This window comes from Ferdinandcohnia sp. GQ5 (assembly GCF_059759275.1).
The window spans coordinates 328,158-343,707 of the sequence record NZ_JCAXEW010000003.1 but is presented as its reverse complement, the minus strand read 5'-3'; the positions used below and the strand labels follow the sequence as shown (position 1 = coordinate 343,707).

The 15,550-nt window shown below is 35.8% G+C and carries 13 protein-coding genes and 1 tRNA gene; 6 read left to right on the top strand and 8 right to left on the bottom strand.

From position 1 onward, the window contains the following. Nucleotides 1-730 precede the first annotated feature (730 nt). Nucleotides 731-1,687, top strand: a complete 957-nt coding sequence (locus AC6CHV_RS05930; protein WP_498078311.1) for a processed acidic surface protein — start codon at nt 731-733, stop codon at nt 1,685-1,687. 39 nt (nt 1,688-1,726) lie between these two features. Here the strand turns inward: AC6CHV_RS05930 and AC6CHV_RS05925 are convergent, their stop codons facing one another. From AC6CHV_RS05925 to plsY, 4 genes are all read right to left on the bottom strand, one after another. Beyond that, nucleotides 1,727-2,638 (bottom strand): DMT family transporter, encoded by a 912-nt coding sequence (locus AC6CHV_RS05925; RefSeq protein WP_341330555.1) that lies wholly within the window; start codon nt 2,636-2,638, stop codon nt 1,727-1,729. A 90-nt stretch (nt 2,639-2,728) separates the two neighbouring features. Further along, nucleotides 2,729-4,630 (bottom strand): beta-propeller domain-containing protein, encoded by a 1,902-nt coding sequence (locus AC6CHV_RS05920; protein WP_498078310.1) that lies wholly within the window; start codon nt 4,628-4,630, stop codon nt 2,729-2,731. A 144-nt stretch (nt 4,631-4,774) separates the two neighbouring features. Beyond that, on the bottom strand, nt 4,775-6,373 hold the full coding sequence (locus tag AC6CHV_RS05915) for an aminotransferase class V-fold PLP-dependent enzyme (RefSeq protein ID WP_498078309.1): 1,599 nt from the start codon (nt 6,371-6,373) through the stop codon (nt 4,775-4,777). A gap of 16 nt (nt 6,374-6,389) precedes the next feature. Beyond that, nucleotides 6,390-6,959 carry a glycerol-3-phosphate 1-O-acyltransferase PlsY gene (gene plsY, locus AC6CHV_RS05910; RefSeq protein ID WP_341330552.1) on the bottom strand — a complete coding sequence of 190 codons (570 nt, stop codon included), beginning with the start codon at nt 6,957-6,959 and terminating at the stop codon, nt 6,390-6,392. A 187-nt stretch (nt 6,960-7,146) separates the two neighbouring features. Here plsY and AC6CHV_RS05905 point away from each other — a divergent pair. Then, nucleotides 7,147-7,218, top strand: a tRNA-Ala gene (locus AC6CHV_RS05905). A 73-nt stretch (nt 7,219-7,291) separates the two neighbouring features. Here the strand turns inward: AC6CHV_RS05905 and AC6CHV_RS05900 are convergent. Then, nucleotides 7,292-8,206: a TetR/AcrR family transcriptional regulator gene (locus AC6CHV_RS05900; RefSeq protein WP_341330551.1), complete on the bottom strand. Its 915-nt coding sequence runs from the start codon at nt 8,204-8,206 to the stop codon at nt 7,292-7,294. Nucleotides 8,207-8,581: 375 nt separating this feature from the next. Between AC6CHV_RS05900 and AC6CHV_RS05895 the strand changes: the two genes are divergently transcribed. Continuing rightward, nucleotides 8,582-10,066, top strand: a complete 1,485-nt coding sequence (locus AC6CHV_RS05895; RefSeq protein WP_341330550.1) for an aldehyde dehydrogenase family protein — start codon at nt 8,582-8,584, stop codon at nt 10,064-10,066. A gap of 60 nt (nt 10,067-10,126) precedes the next feature. Here AC6CHV_RS05895 and AC6CHV_RS05890 read toward each other — a convergent pair whose 3' ends face one another. Both AC6CHV_RS05890 and AC6CHV_RS05885 read right to left on the bottom strand, forming a co-directional pair. Then, nucleotides 10,127-10,741, bottom strand: a complete 615-nt coding sequence (locus AC6CHV_RS05890) for a YitT family protein (protein ID WP_341330549.1) — start codon at nt 10,739-10,741, stop codon at nt 10,127-10,129. 249 nt (nt 10,742-10,990) lie between these two features. Continuing rightward, on the bottom strand, nt 10,991-11,512 hold the full coding sequence (locus AC6CHV_RS05885; protein ID WP_121449602.1) for an N-acetyltransferase: 522 nt from the start codon (nt 11,510-11,512) through the stop codon (nt 10,991-10,993). Between the two features lie 263 nt (nt 11,513-11,775). Here AC6CHV_RS05885 and AC6CHV_RS05880 point away from each other — a divergent pair, with 263 nt between their 5' ends. From AC6CHV_RS05880 to AC6CHV_RS05870, 3 genes are all read left to right on the top strand, one after another. Continuing rightward, entirely contained in the window at nt 11,776-12,507 is a 732-nt protein-coding gene (locus AC6CHV_RS05880) for a glucosaminidase domain-containing protein (RefSeq protein WP_341330548.1), read from the top strand. A 124-nt stretch (nt 12,508-12,631) separates the two neighbouring features. Beyond that, a complete protein-coding gene (locus tag AC6CHV_RS05875) occupies nt 12,632-13,396 on the top strand; it encodes a CPBP family intramembrane glutamic endopeptidase (RefSeq protein ID WP_341330547.1) in 765 nt (254 codons plus the stop codon). A gap of 95 nt (nt 13,397-13,491) precedes the next feature. Further along, nucleotides 13,492-14,172, top strand: a complete 681-nt coding sequence (locus AC6CHV_RS05870) for an SIMPL domain-containing protein (protein ID WP_341330546.1) — start codon at nt 13,492-13,494, stop codon at nt 14,170-14,172. Between the two features lie 220 nt (nt 14,173-14,392). Here the strand turns inward: AC6CHV_RS05870 and AC6CHV_RS05865 are convergent, their stop codons facing one another. Further along, nucleotides 14,393-15,547, bottom strand: coding sequence for a mannitol-1-phosphate 5-dehydrogenase (locus AC6CHV_RS05865; protein ID WP_498078308.1), 1,155 nt, complete (start codon nt 15,545-15,547; stop codon nt 14,393-14,395). Nucleotides 15,548-15,550 lie beyond the last annotated feature (3 nt).

Here is a 15,550-nt window from a genome sequence, read left to right as displayed (position 1 = left end):
CTGTCGCCCAGAAGCGACTTTTCTAATATAACATTTTTAATTTTGAGTGTCAATTCTTTTTTTAAAAAGTTTTATATCACTCATTCAATTTCTGTGTCGCTTGTTTTAGCGACAAGAATTAATATACCATCTCTTTTAACCTTTTTCAATACCTTTTTTTAAAAAGTTTTAAGGATTTTTTAAAATGAACTATCTTCTCTTTTCTCTATTAATTCATCATGTGATAAAGCCATAATTATTATACAAGAAATAGTTTTAGGATGAAATACTTTTTATAAGTATTAGTAAAGCTGGTTCTATTAAGTTTTTCAAACCATCTATGTCCTCTATTATTTTATTCATATTTACTAGAATGACTCATATATTTTATTAATAGTAATGGAATTGGAAGGAGGAAAGGTTTTGATTTTTGACTTTTTGCAAGCAGTAGGAATGTTTTTATCATTGGCTATGTGCTTATTTTTGTTTTCATTCGTATATATTGAAGGCTTGAGAATAAGTAATAATGAAGGAAGAATCGAGGCCAGCACTTTTATCACTTTTGTTTCGTCTATCATTATGGCCTTCGTTTTTAGCTTTTTTGCTAGTTCATTTTATTAATTTCAGATTTTAATCTGGCATTCCATTCTTTTGGATGTCAGTTTTTTATGTTTATTCTTCTCTCATATGCATTATTTGGTAAAAGTTGAAAATACTAGACCTATGAATATAATGGCTTGGAGGAAGAGGAATGAAGAAGTTATTGCTAATTGGGGTTATTTTTTTATTCCAGTTTTCGTTTTTATCTAATGTTGTGTTTGCTGTGGTAACCCCTGAGGGATTAAAAGATTATACTTCAAAAACAGGTTTTACTGAGAGTGACCTTGAGGATTATTTAGCAATTTATGATTTGTCCGTAAAGGATTTTGAGACTGTTGATGAATTGGTTTCCTATTTAGGCGAACCTGTTAACAAAGAGACCATCCAGACTCTATTATCAAAACATAATTTAAATGAGGATGAGTTACAGCATATCCTCGGTGGTTTTGGGGAGTCAATCCATGATTATTTATTTATTAAGGACCTCGAAACTACGGTTAACTTCTATTTAAATCATGCTGAGGTAATAGTAGAGGCAGAGCGGATGCTCTCAGAAATTGGATTAACGGAAGATGAAATTGATGGTTTATTTCTTCATTTTTTAAGTCTAAATGATATGAATCTTGAGGAAAATATGAAGTCTCTTAGTTCTAATTTAGAGCAATATTTCTCCTATAATAGCGCAGAGGGATTATCGGCAGAGCAGCAAAAAGAACTTCTCGTGATGTATGATAAAATGATTGAAATCTTTGAATTACAGCCCCGGTACTATCTATTAAAAGATGGTGTTAAGGAAGCTGTAGCATATAATAAGCTTCTCGAGAAAAGTTCACTTGATGGTGCAGAGCTTTTAGTTGAACTTTATCGGACAAATGATGAGTATTTGCTGGATCTTAAGGTTTCCGAGGATATGCTAGCTTCTGACTTTATCCTTGTACGTGGAGAAAAGTTACTTACGGTAGCAACTCTGGCTACAGAGATGAGTGTAAAAGTTCAGGGGAATAAGCTTCCTACAACGGCTAGTCCTTATTCCAATCTACTATTAATTGGGGCTTTATTAATAGTGATGGGAATCGGCTCCGTTTTTATGACTCGAAAATTCACTTAAAAATGAAGCCATGTCTACGCCCATAGACATGGCTTTTCTTTACCCAACACTTTGCTCCGATAGTTGAACCCGCTGTTTTTTCTTCCTTTCACCTATGGAGTATAGCCAAATACCCAGTATTATAATGACTCCTCCGAATATCTGTGTATGGATGATTTTTTCTGAAAGGATAAAATATGCTAGTATCGCAGCACCAACTGGTTCAAATAGGATACTTACCGAAATGGTTGAGGTACTTACCCATTTTAATGACCAATTGAAAAGATTATGACCGAGTAAAGTTGGTACAATTGCTAGTAGTAAAAAGTACATCCAATCTTGGCCTGCATATCCACCTAATGGATATTTGAGGATTACTACATATAAGAATAAGGTAATTGTACTTATACTGTAGACAACGAATGTATAGGTGACAAGCGTTAGGCGTTTTCGTACTGTTTGCCCAAATAATAGATAGGCTGTAACCATTATGCAGGAAACAATCGCTAAAAAGTCTCCATATAACGCACTCCCACTTATTTGGAAATCACCCCAACTAATAATGATGCTACCACATAAAGCTAAACAAGTACTTAAAATAGCACCTAAGCCTATTTTTTCTTTAAACAAGAAATAAGTTCCGATAAAAGCAAAGACAGGCTGCATTGTCACGAGAACAGTCGAGCTAGTTACAGATGTGTAGTTAAGTGATTCAAACCATAGTATGAAATGTAGAGCTAAAAATACCCCTGAGATACTAGAAAAGAGCCAATCTCTTTTCTTTATCACCTTCAGTTCATTTCTATATTTCCATAAAAAAACAGGAAGCATCAGCAGAACTGTAAAAAATAGCCGGTAAAACGCGATAACGGGTGCAGGAGCATTTGCTAATTTAACAAAAATAGCCGAGGTGGAAACCGCAACAGCACCAATGGCCAATACTAAGTATGGATTTATTTTCGGTTGATTCATGTTTGTCCCTTCATTCCTTATATAATCTTATAATCTTATTCAGTATATAAGATAAATACCAAAAAAGGATAGAAGAAATTCTACCCTTTTTTAATGCAATGAAGATTCAGTAATTTGCTCATAGTTTTTTAAGTTATATGCAGAAATTTTTGTCGGCGAAATGGCATATAAAGTATCTTCGATGGTAAGGACTCGTTGAATCTCACCTTCCCATGTTTCATATGGGCCAGGAACGTCATGTGAGAGCTTTGCTCTTAATTCAATTCCTTCTAAATTGATATCGTACACATAAGCTCCCTGAAATTCGAAGCTTTGCTCGTAGTGTTTTCCTTCTATATTTTGAAAAACAGTAATAGGGAATGCAAAAATTCCTTTTTCCTTATTAAATAAAAGAGCTTTATGATCATAATTTAAAGGCGAGTATGTTCCTCTACCACCAATGATTTCGGTAAATTTCTCCTTTGGAGCATTCACATCTCGAATATCAAATAAAGAAATCTTGATCCCATCGGTATACACCCTTGGTTCACCTGTACTTGTTTTATCAGCGACAACCTTTGTGTCATGACCAAAGCTTATTATATGGTTTTCATCATACGGATGAAGATAATTACTAAACCCTGGTATTTTCAACTCACCTAGTACCTTTGGTTTTTTGGGATTGCTAGCATCAATCACAAACAATGGATCGACTTGTTTAAAGGTGACAATATAGATCCGTTCCCCCATAAATCTTGCAGAATAAATTCGTTCTCCTCGAGCTAAATCACTTAAGGAACCAATTTGCTTTAAATTCTCATCATAAATATACAAATTATTCGCTGAAGGTTTGTTGGCATTCCAAGTATCTCCTTTCGTTGTAGCTACCCGGAAAGTACCTTTGAACTCATCCATTGAAAATTGATTTAAAATCGTTCCTGGTACTTCAGTCGAACTATGGAATTCGACTTTGTCCTTTTCCACTGAGAATTTATACAAGCTCGTATTAGGAGAGTTATCAGCCCCACCCTCCATAAAAGGTACGGCATAGTAGTTTGAAACCGCAATATAAATGTTCTCCTTTGACATGTACATTTGATTTCCACTACCTATATATGAAGTAATCGTGGCTTCTTTTTTAGGCTCATTCAAATCGAATGCCGCAATTAAAGTGAAATTAGTTTCTTTTGACCCTGGTATATATTTAATGCTTTCATATGGGATCAGCGTGCTTTCATCTTTTAGTGCTGTATCAGAAAAACGTGGCCTTAATTCAACCTCATCGGCCCTCATGTCTTCCATTATCCAATAATTTGGATAATGATTAGATACTAAATATACGTAGCTGTCTACTCTCCGTGATGTTACATGATTGCCTTCCACTTCTACCCTGCGTATTTCCTCGGGATTACTTGGATCATTTATGTCATAAATAATGGCTGTTGTAGCTTCAAAATGTCTAGGAGGGTATATCATCTTTCGCTGATTTGGATTTACTTTAGGTGTACTATCACGGAATGTATACCCAATTACCACGAGCTGGTCTTCATACAAAAATAATTGGCTTGGTGAAAATGAGTGTGTGAATGGTATGGATTTTATTAAAGACATTTCCTTTGCAGGTGCTGCTTTAATGATATTGAGCTTTCCATCAATGATTTGAAATATATGTTTTCCATCTGTTTTTACAATGTCTGCTTCATCAACACCCTGAACCTGTGTATTCGTTTCTGAATGATCATTTCCCCCTTCAGTGGCTTGATCAACTGCAGAAGATTCATTCGTTACAGACATATCTTCCCTAGCGGTGTCCCTTCCGAAAATACTAAACCTTCTATTCCGTTTTTCTTCCTTTAGTGCTTCCCGAAATATCTCTTGGAGTTTTTCTTTTGTAACGGGTTGGATTTCAGTATCCACTTGGCTGACGATGGCTGGTTTTGAAGCCGTAAAAAATAAAGTCATGGCCGTGATTATAATAACTGAAGCAAGATAAATGAACCATCTTTTCTTCATCCATTTCACCCCTTTTCCACTTAGACGAAACTTGGAAAGAAATGTTACATAAAAGAAATGCTGAAGGCACCCTTCTGCCTTTCGAAGTAATTGGCTTATACCAGAGAGCCAATAGCGCCTAAATCTAGAAAAAAAGAAAACCCTCTATACCGAAGGTTCTCCTAATTTTGTATATTGATTTAATAATAACTCAAACACGCGTAGCATTCTTACTATTTTCTTTTCATCGTGACTGCTTATGCAGGAGATTTGAATCCATCTCTTTTCTTGTAAATAGCTGCTTTCATAGTGAAGGTAATACCCCTGAAGTGCCATATCATCTCCAAAGTCCTTTGAAGAAATATGCTTTGGTAGTAATACCGTCATGATTGCAGGTGACGAAGATTCTTGTGGTGTTAAAATTTGTAAACCAAGACCTTCAAGATATTCACGAATCAACTTGTATCTTGTTTTTATTTCAGAATAAAATTCATCTTTTTCATATTTATTAAGAGCTTGATTTAATGCCTCTAGCAAGTTCGAGGAATGGGAATATGGAATACTTTGATTAATGGCATACATTCCGAGATCTAAATATCTTGGAATTGTCTGATTTGGCTCGATTTCATGATTATGGAAGACAAATGAGAGTCCAGTGTAGCCACCAATTGCTTTCCCGCTCACACCTGATGCTAAATATATATCCTTGAAATCAAGTTTAACTGCTCCAATTGTACTAATACAATCCAAACATAGCTTGATATTGTTCATCATGCAGATTTCTTTTAAATTTTCATAGTTTATGAGCATACCTGTAGAGGTTTCGCTATGGACACTCCAAAGCCATGTATACTCACCTTTTTCAAGTTCACTCTGAATATCAGCCTCTGTAAGAGGGGTTCCCCATGTTTTTTCTAATCTTGTAAAAGTTAAACCAGCTCGATTTGCATGATCAATTAATCTTGAACCAAACTCTCCATTGCTAATTATTAGGCCTTTACCCCCTAATACAGATAGCTGAGCAGCAATAACATCATTTGCTAAAGTACCAGATCCAACTAAAATTTCGGCATGCTTTGAGTTTGTCATTTTACATAATTTCTCTCTTACAGACTTCATTTGAAACAAAAATTCGTTCGAACGGTGGGAAATTGGCTCCTCTGCAAAAGCCACTTTTACATTCCCGCTTATTTTAGTTGGGCCAGGCAAAAAGCTAACAGGTTCTTTTAATATTCTCCCAGCCAAAGATTCATCGAAGGTTTGTTTTGTTAAATACATTGGCCAAAACGATGCAGTTGACGTCCCAGTTAGAGATGCGAATGGTTTGAATCCCAATTGACGATATAATTTTTCTTGTCTTGTTGTTCCAGAGATTAAGGCGACATCATAGCCTTCTTTCAAGCAATAATTAGACATAAGCTGGGCAAGACCGAAGAAAATCCTCCCATTATTACGATATTCTTCCTCAACAGCTAGCAAACGAATTTCACAAGGACTATTTGGTTTAACTGGCAGTTGTTCATCAAGATTTGAGAGCTTATGATCAAGTGAAAACGGTCTGTTTGCCCTTACAGCAATCATACCCACTAATTTAGTATCCTTTACGCAAATTAAATACGTATTTTCATCATGGAATTTATCAATTAGCATTTTTTCTTCATTTTTTTCATGCTGTGGAATTTCTTCAACAAATGTTTTGTAGTTTAAACGATGGATTTGATTAAATTCTTGTTTTGTCCGTGCTATTTTATATACAAATGTCACGTTGGAATCACTCCGCTTATTTGTTTTTATTCAATAATTTTTCCTTTAGGTTGTCACGATGTGCCACTAATAATAGGGCGATTACAATAAAAATAAGGATACATTCACGGATGGAATAATCCATGAACCAATAGATGACTGGTACAGTTAGAAAGGCAGACATTCCAGCAATTGTAAAGCTTCTTACTATCAATAATAAAAGAAGGAAGATCCCACCAAATACTAAAAATGGTTGATAAGCCAATACAACTAATCCACCTGCCGCGGTTGCTATTCCTTTTCCGCCTTTAAATTTGAGGGTAATTGGCCAAATATGTCCGATAACGACTGCGATTAAAGCGAGAATTTGAATTTCAAATGAAAAATTCAAGTATTTTGCACCTAAAACTACAGCCATCCCTTTTAAAACGTCACCAATGGCTGTTAGCAAAAATCCCTTCTTTCCTAGCAATCTACCAGCATTCCGAGCCCCTACGTTCCCACTTCCGAGCTTGCGAATATCCTCGCCCTTCATAATCTTCATGACGACATATCCGGTCATAATCGTTCCTATAAAATAAGAAGCTAATACATATAAATAACTCACAAGTCCACCACCATTTTAGGTTTAATCAATTTTACCATTTATTTCTGGTTATTTATATCAAAATAATATGATTCGTTTACAGCTTTTTTAATAGATTATATGAAATTTTGGACAACCTCATGCAAAAAAAACGAATAAAATATTGTCTATTAAAAAGCCACATGATATAATTTTGCTAAATTCATACGGGGTTGTAGCTCAGGGGGAGAGCATTTGCCTGGCAGGCAAAGGGTCGTGGGTTCGATTCCCATCAACTCCATCATTAAAGTCACTCTTTTATTCCACATTGAGTGACTTTTCTTTTTCGATAAAAGCAGAACAGACCCGTTCAGTTAGGATTGGGTCTGTTCTTGGTTTAAGATATGCTCTCTCACAAAGTGAGCAAACTGAGCAAGCTCCTCGGTTCGTTGAAGCTCCTTGCTCATCACTAGTGATAGTAGTGAGCTCTCGATGAGAAAAAGACGTGGAAGTTTGTTATTCATAGCTTCTTCTTGAATGAAGTCCACTAATTGATGAAATTTTTCCTTTTCAGGTTCATTTTGATGAATCTTCATAATTGCCTTTTTCAAATCATTTGATACTTCGAAAAATTGATTTTGAACATTCTTTCCCCCTGCATTCTTTTGAGGCAACCATGTTTCTAGTAACTCAGGATTCAATAGCTTACTATTTGTCTTATCGACATCATCGACTAAAGTTATTAAGCGATCAACACAATATTGAATGATGGCTTCATGATCAACTTTCGGACCGTATGTAAAAAAGTGATACTGAAATGATTGTTGTAGCATTCCGGAAAAAAGAATGGCACAATCCAATAAATACTCACGTTTCTCTTCACCAAATAAGTCAATAAAACGAAAATAAAGCCATCTTAGTTGCAATAATTGAAATTGTTTTACAAACTGCTTTAGGTCTGGATCATTCGATACGAGCGCCTCTTCAATTAGTGCATAAAGTTTGTTTTGCTTATTTAGACGGAAAAAGAGACCTAGTTGTTTACTAAAGATATCAATATTCGCAAGGTTTTCGCCTATTAATAATTTATTCCGTTCTTCTTCGTTTTTGATTTGTATTGAGTTAAAAACGGCCATGAACAGTTCGCTTTTTGAAGAAAAATAGTTATAAAAGGTCCCCTTTGAAATCCCGCTAGAATCTAGAATATCTTGGATTGATGTGGCTTGGAAACCTTTTTCCATAAAGAGTTGATGAGCCTTTTCTAAGACATATTGTTTTCGTTCATTCATGTTCAATCCCTACTTTTGTACTACCATTTTTTAAATTTTATAGTATATGATTTAAATAAAGAATTCAAATAACATATGGAATAACTTTTGCAAATTCGAAATTATTTCAACAATTTTGTTAACCGCATCTGCTTCTACATTAAAACTTCCATCGTATTTCATGATGCTCCATGCACAGTAACAATTCTTCATTTATACATTTAATAGTAGAATAATTGATTAATCAATCATCCCTTGTGTCGAAAAAACCCGTCATGAATTGTCGGAATTTTTTACCAAAAGTTGGTTGATTACTAGTTTTAAAATGTTAACATTAGTATTGAAGGTGTTTTTAGCACCTGTATTGCTAGTTTCATATTAAAAAGGAGGAAGAGAATGAGCCAATTAATTTTTGCATTACGAGAAAAGGTTGAGTCATTTTTAAGAGGGACTAAGAAGCTTTACATCAATGGAGAATTTGTTGATAGTGCTTCTGGTAAAACGTTCGAATCCTATAATCCAGCTACCGGGGAAGTTTTAGCAACTGTCAGTGAAGCTGGACCAGAAGATATTGACCGTGCGGTAAAAGCTGCCCGAAAAGCTTTTGATGAAGGCCCTTGGCAAAAAATGTCCGCAGCCGAAAGAAGCCGTATCATGTATAAACTGGCAGATTTGATGGAGCTACATAAAGATGAGCTAGCACAGTTGGAGACATTGGATAATGGAAAACCGATTCGTGAAACATCAAATGCAGATATTCCTCTAGCAATCGAACATATGCGTTATTATGCTGGATGGTCTACGAAAATTGTAGGGCAAACTATTCCTGTAAATGGACCATTCTTAAACTATACTCGTCATGAGGCAGTTGGTGTTGTGGGACAAATCATTCCATGGAACTTCCCTCTATTAATGGCAATGTGGAAGCTTGGTGCAGCCCTTGCAACTGGTTGTACGATTGTATTAAAGCCAGCTGAACAAACTCCTCTTTCTGCTCTTTATTTAGCAGAGCTAATGGAAGAAGCAGGATTCCCAGCTGGGGTAGTAAATATCGTTCCTGGCTTTGGTGAAACAGCTGGTCAACCTCTAGTTGATCATCCATTGGTTGATAAGATTGCATTTACTGGTTCAACAGAAGTAGGAAAAAGCATTATGGAAAGAGCCTCCAAAACATTAAAACGTGTAACATTAGAATTAGGAGGAAAATCTCCAAATATTATTTTACCTGATGCTGATCTTTCAAAGGCAATCCCTGGTGCATTAAATGGGGTTATGTTTAACCAAGGTCAGGTATGTTGTGCCGGGTCACGTGTTTTCATTCAAAAGAAACAATTTGATAATGTTGTGGCAGACATGGCAAGCCATGCTGAAAAGATTAAACAAGGGGCAGGTTTACATTCTGATACAGAAATTGGACCGCTTGTTTCAATTGAACAACAAAATCGTGTTTTAGGATATATTGAAAAAGGAATTAACGAAGGTGCAGAACTAGTAGTAGGTGGTCAAAAACCATTTGAAGAAGGCTATTTCGTATCGCCAACTATTTTTGCGAATGTAAAAGATGAAATGACAATTGCGAAAGAAGAAATCTTTGGTCCTGTTATTTCGGCAATGCCATATGAAGACCTTGATGAATTAATTGCACGTGCAAATAATTCTGAGTATGGTCTTGCGGCAGGTGTATGGACACGAGATGTTGGAAAAGCACATTATATCGCAAACAACCTACGAGCTGGTACAGTATGGGTGAACTGCTACAATGCATTCGATGCAGCTTCTCCATTTGGTGGCTACAAGCAATCTGGTATCGGCCGTGAAATGGGATCCTATGCCCTAAATAACTACACAGAAGTTAAGAGTGTCTGGGTTGCTATGAATTAAAAAGAATAGTGCAATCCACAGAAGGCGAGAACCACATTGAGGGTTCCCGCCTTTTTTTAGTTAAAACGTACTTGTATCATGTTTTTGAATTTGCGTTTTTGGTAATTGGACCTTATATAAAAGATCGATAATCCGTGTGCTTATAAATTGACTAACGAGCGCAAAAATAATGATTTTCCAATCGACGATGATTCCTGTGGTAAGCAAAATTGTACCATTAATGGCAAACAGTGTTTTTCCTGGTGAAAACCCTTTAAGTTTTGAAATGATTAAAGCCAAAATATCCATTCCACCTGATGATGCACCCATTCGAAATAATATCCCAATTCCAACACCAAAGATGATAGAACCTACAATTAAATCTACGATTACATTTGATATTGGATTTGTTATCAATGGAGTGATCAGACGGATGGTGAATGCTGTAACTGTGACACAGTACAGCGTCCAAAGCGCAGCATCTTTACCAAGCCATTTAATCGCTGCAAATAAGAGACCCGCATTTAGTACCCAAAGCGTAATATCAAAAGGAGTACCCGCTAAAAAATTGACCAGTACTGAGACACTCGCAGCTCCTCCAGTTGGAATATAATGCGGGAATAAAAAGGTTGCCATTGCAAAGCCCTGAATGATTGCTGCAATTCCAAGTATTAGACCTTTGTTTATTATTTTCATGACGTGAGCTCCTATGACTAAACCAGATTTTATTATTATGGTACCATCTTTTATGAAAGTTAAAAAGTAACTAACCACCTTCAAATCTTGCTAATAGTTCATATGGTCTCACTCTATATGCTTCATATGGCACATAATCACCCTTTTATCGCATCAAAGTCATCAATCGTTTGGGACATTTAATAATTCCATAATAAAAAGACCTGCTTTACCGTAAGATAGCTGGTAAGCAGGCCTCTTTCTTTTTAATTAATCTTTCCAAATAATTTCACCCGATTTTGTTGTAGGATCGATTTCAACTTCGAAATCGTGTTTTTCATAAAAATAGATCAGACGATCAACATGGTCCCAGTCTCTTTTTGCGATATCACCTGTAATAACAGGGATGTTTTGTTCTCGCGCAATCTCCTTTAAATGATTCATGCAAATTGAACCATAGCCCTGGTTCGCAGGTCCTTTGATATCACCGATATGAATTGCATGATCTTCATCTTTGTATTGTGCCTGAAGTGAGAAATCCCAGTTACCTCTATAGGCTGTGTCACAATCATTCACCATGATTTGGCAACGATTTCCATCATCAAAGGCAGATACAATTACCCATTTCTCATCCTTTGTTTGGTCAATACCGATGATTTGATGCTTTTTGGAGATTTCTTTAATGTTATCTTGCATACGAAAAAGCTGAAACTGTAAATCCTCTAAATCCTGTTTGACCTCTGACGGGCTCTTGTTCAGATCCTCTTTCATTAGCAAACTTTGAAAATACATGACTAACACCTTTCATTGTATATTTTTTGCCTTAAAAGCAATTTACTTCCATTTTATTGATAAAAATGGGAAATGTTTACGTTTTTGACAACGAACATACAATTTCTGATTATACTAGACTAGTACTATATTTGCAAACAACCTATACCATCTGTCATCTTTTTATAAGATTGTTATAACCTCTTTGTAACATAACTGTCATTTTACTATGTTAGGATAGTTCCATAAGTGGGAAAAAGGTCTTATGAAGGAGGTAGGATACTTTGAAAATTTCAAACCTTATACTCAAAAAACCAGCTCTTATTTATATAATTGGTGTTGTAATCATTATAGGTACAAGTATTTTCGCTACCATGCAGCATTCAAATGCTGAAACACTTGAAAAGAAAGACACACCAGCAATCAATCCAGTACAAGAATTAAAGAAAGAAAAAATAAATAATCAAAAACCGCAAGGCGAAAGCAAGCCTGTGCAAATGGCTTCAAAAAATTATAATATAGAACAGGAAAATACCATTACTGGTTTAGAATTGGACAAGCATTTAAAGGGAAATTTAAAGGGTTTAGGACCAAACTTTGTAAAGTCCGGTGAAGAGCACGAAATTGATCCTGTATTTTTAGCAGCATTAGCTGCTCAGGAAACCGGTTGGGGCAATTCTGATATTTCAACCTCACCTTGGAATAATATTGGAGGCATAACATGTATGCCCGATATTTACGCTGATGTTTTTGGTGAAGATTATCCAAACCCTGGTTGCCAGGAACTAGTCGAAGGTGGAACAGAATGGCAAAAGTTTCTTTCTATTGAAGATAGTATCCATTTTAAAGCAATCTATTTAAAGAAATACTATGTAGAGAATGGAAATGAAACAATTGGTGAAATCCAAACAATCTATGCTCCAAATCAAGCAGCGAATGACGCCACTGGCCTAAATAATCATTGGGTAAAGAATATTGTATCCATTATGAATAATGTTAAAGAAGATCAAGTATGATTAAGGTGCCTGAAAGGGTACCTTTTTTTGTTGAGTTAAAAAAATAATAATGAACTTTCTCATCACTTCATTCGTATTATCTACGGAAAATAAATGATAACGATAACGAATGAGGGGGCTCATTATGACAGAGTTTTTTATATTTTGGATAGCTGCATCAATTGGGGCAATCGTGGTTATGCCCTATCAGTTTAATATGTTAAAAGGAAAAATTGAGGAGGATGCAAAAAAGAATCCCACTAAAAAAATTCCTCCTACTCCCGTACTTGTTTTTATGAGTATCATTCAAAGCGTTGTATTATTAGGAGTATCCGCATTTATTGGAACATGGCTCGCTCCGAAAGTTGACTTACATTGGTGGCTAATTGATTCCTGGTTAGTTGGGAGCGCTATTCCATACTCCATTTCAGGGGCCATTCTACTGAGTATTGTGATTGGATTTGTTGCATCCATTATTATCATCGGTTTGGATATTCTTTTCATGAAAAAGATACCTAATGTTCAAATGGATGAACCTTCAAGATTTCAATCGTTTTTGGCTTCTTTCTATGGTGGAATCTCAGAGGAGGTTTTAACCCGCTTATTCTTGATGACCGCAGCGGTTTATGCATCAAGCTTCTTAGGGCTTGGAGATCTTTCATATTGGATTGGAATCATCTTTGCTGCCGTTTTATTTGGCGTAGGACATTTACCAGCTGCTTTTGGAGTTTTCGGCAAATCAAAAATCGTGATCATCCGTACAGTTTTACTTAATGCCATACCTGGAATTTTGTTTGGGTATTTATATTGGAAGTTTGGAATTGAAATCGCGATGATTGCTCACTTTACAGGGGATATTTGTTTACATGTCATTTTTGGACCATTGTATAGAAAAAGAATGGCAGGCTAATCACGAATTCGTGGGCTTTATTTTTTTGAATGCACACAGAAAGGTTCTCGAAGTAATACAATACCAAAAAGATCATTTTGGGAAGGAGCTCTTCTATGTATTATTATGAACCGTGGATGATGCGTTCACAACCTAAAAGGAACAATAGTACGAATACACATAGAATGAAAGTGAATGGTGAGGGAATTGTTACAACTGCGCCGAATATCGCCACCATCACATTGGGTGTCATCACAGAAAGTAACACAGTTACTGAAGCACAAAATGAAAATAACCAACTAACAAAAAAGATCATAGATTCTATATTAGCACTAGGGATACCAAATGAACATATTAAAACAGTAGATTTTCGAATCGACATCATATATGACTATGAAAACTCTAAACAGACCTTAAGGGGCTACCGAGTCACTCATATGTTACAAATATCCGATGTGGACATCCAAACTGTGGGTACCGTTGTGGATACAGCCGTTCAGAACGGAGCCAATACGGTGACGAATATTAATTTCACAGTACGCAATCCACGCATTTATTATGAACGGGCACTACAGAATGCCGTTCAAGATGCACAAGATACGGCAAGGACAATCGCCAAAAAACTAGGAGTTGCACTTCAAGAGGTTCCCCTTCAAATTAAGGAGCTTTCACAGCAAAGCCCACCTATTCCGTATCAAACTGCAATGTTTGCCAAAAGTGAGGCTGCTACACCGATACAGGCTGGGGAATTGACAATTACTGCTAGGGTGGAAGCGACCTTCTTATATACAGTTTAGAAATAAAAGGCACTGAATTCGGTGCCTTTTTCGTTCTTGTTTTAATCAGTTTCTATTAAGTCCCGGAAGTAATGGCATGCAGGTTTAATTATTAATAACTAATCAGCACCATTTCAATGTTATGTAGTTTTGAGTGTTTAAATAGATAAGTGGTATATTTTTTGGATTCTCTTATTGCTTTTAAAAAAAGACTCAATCCTATCGGATGAGTCTTATCTTATTATTTACTATATTGTACTTTAAATTCTTCGTATTTCTCAATGATTACTTGTGCGATCTCATTTGTCTCGTCTAACTTGCATATGTCTTTTAATACAAATGTGACACCTTGGTCTTGAATCATTTTTTGTAATTCAACTGACTCAGGATCATCCTTAACGTCAAATAACAGACAGGCTGCCGCTGCACTAGCAAGGTTTCGGTAAGACAATCCAAGCTTTTGGGCTTCTACCATCGGTTTTATTAACCTGTCATTTGGTCCTAGCTTACGGAGAGGAGAGCGACCAACGCGCGTCACATCATCATGTAAATGTTTATTCTGGAAACGTCCTAATATTTTCTCAATATACTTTTGATGCTCTGCTTCATGTAATTGATAACGTTCTATTAAGTATGATCCTGTTTCTTCAATGGTTGATTTAACTTTCTCATAGATAGTTGGGTCATTCAGTGTTTGATCAATGGTTTCTTTATCTGCCAAGTAACCAAAATAAGCAGTTACGGCATGTCCAGTATTTACAGTAAATAATTTTCTTTCAATAAAAGGTGCTAGATCTGTAACTTTGGTCATTCCTTCAACCTTTGGAATATCCAAGGTTGTTTCAACAATCCATTCAAAATAGGGCTCTACTAAAACATCTAGAGAATTCTTATTATCTTGTATTGGTACAATCCGATCTACTGCTGAATTAAAATAATATACTTTATCTGTCATTTTTGCGATTTCATCCTGGCTAAATCCTTTTTGGATATAACCTTTTAATAGCTCTGTTGCTGAGATTTGATTTTCGCAAGCAATTACATAGACTTTTTCGTCTGTATTTTCAATCCGAGTTTTCAAGCCCTTTGCAATTAAGGGAGCAATATGAGGTAAAATATTTGGACCAATTGCAGTTGTGATATAGGTTGCTTCTCCTATTACCTTGATTACCTCTTCTTCTTGTTTCATATTGTTTAATCCCGAAACATGGTTAATTTCTGTCACTTGAGGAACATCTTCTGCTGTTATGACTTTGTATTTTCCATCTTTATTTAATTGGTTGATAATCACATCTGCTATGTCAACAAACGTTACGTGATAACCTGCTTGTGAAAACAATGCCCCAATAAAACCTCTACCGATATTTCCAGCGCCAAAATGTACTACTTTTTTCACAAA

Coding starts and splice junctions, on each gene's coding strand:
- AC6CHV_RS05930 (WP_498078311.1), top strand. CDS start 731: ATGAAGAAGTTATTGCTAATTGGGGTTATTTTTTTATTCCAGTTTTCG.
- AC6CHV_RS05925 (WP_341330555.1), bottom strand. CDS start 2,638: ATGAATCAACCGAAAATAAATCCATACTTAGTATTGGCCATTGGTGCT.
- AC6CHV_RS05920 (WP_498078310.1), bottom strand. CDS start 4,630: ATGAAGAAAAGATGGTTCATTTATCTTGCTTCAGTTATTATAATCACG.
- AC6CHV_RS05900 (WP_341330551.1), bottom strand. CDS start 8,206: ATGAATGAACGAAAACAATATGTCTTAGAAAAGGCTCATCAACTCTTT.
- AC6CHV_RS05895 (WP_341330550.1), top strand. CDS start 8,582: ATGAGCCAATTAATTTTTGCATTACGAGAAAAGGTTGAGTCATTTTTA.
- AC6CHV_RS05890 (WP_341330549.1), bottom strand. CDS start 10,741: ATGAAAATAATAAACAAAGGTCTAATACTTGGAATTGCAGCAATCATT.
- AC6CHV_RS05885 (WP_121449602.1), bottom strand. CDS start 11,512: ATGTATTTTCAAAGTTTGCTAATGAAAGAGGATCTGAACAAGAGCCCG.
- AC6CHV_RS05875 (WP_341330547.1), top strand. CDS start 12,632: ATGACAGAGTTTTTTATATTTTGGATAGCTGCATCAATTGGGGCAATC.
- AC6CHV_RS05870 (WP_341330546.1), top strand. CDS start 13,492: ATGTATTATTATGAACCGTGGATGATGCGTTCACAACCTAAAAGGAAC.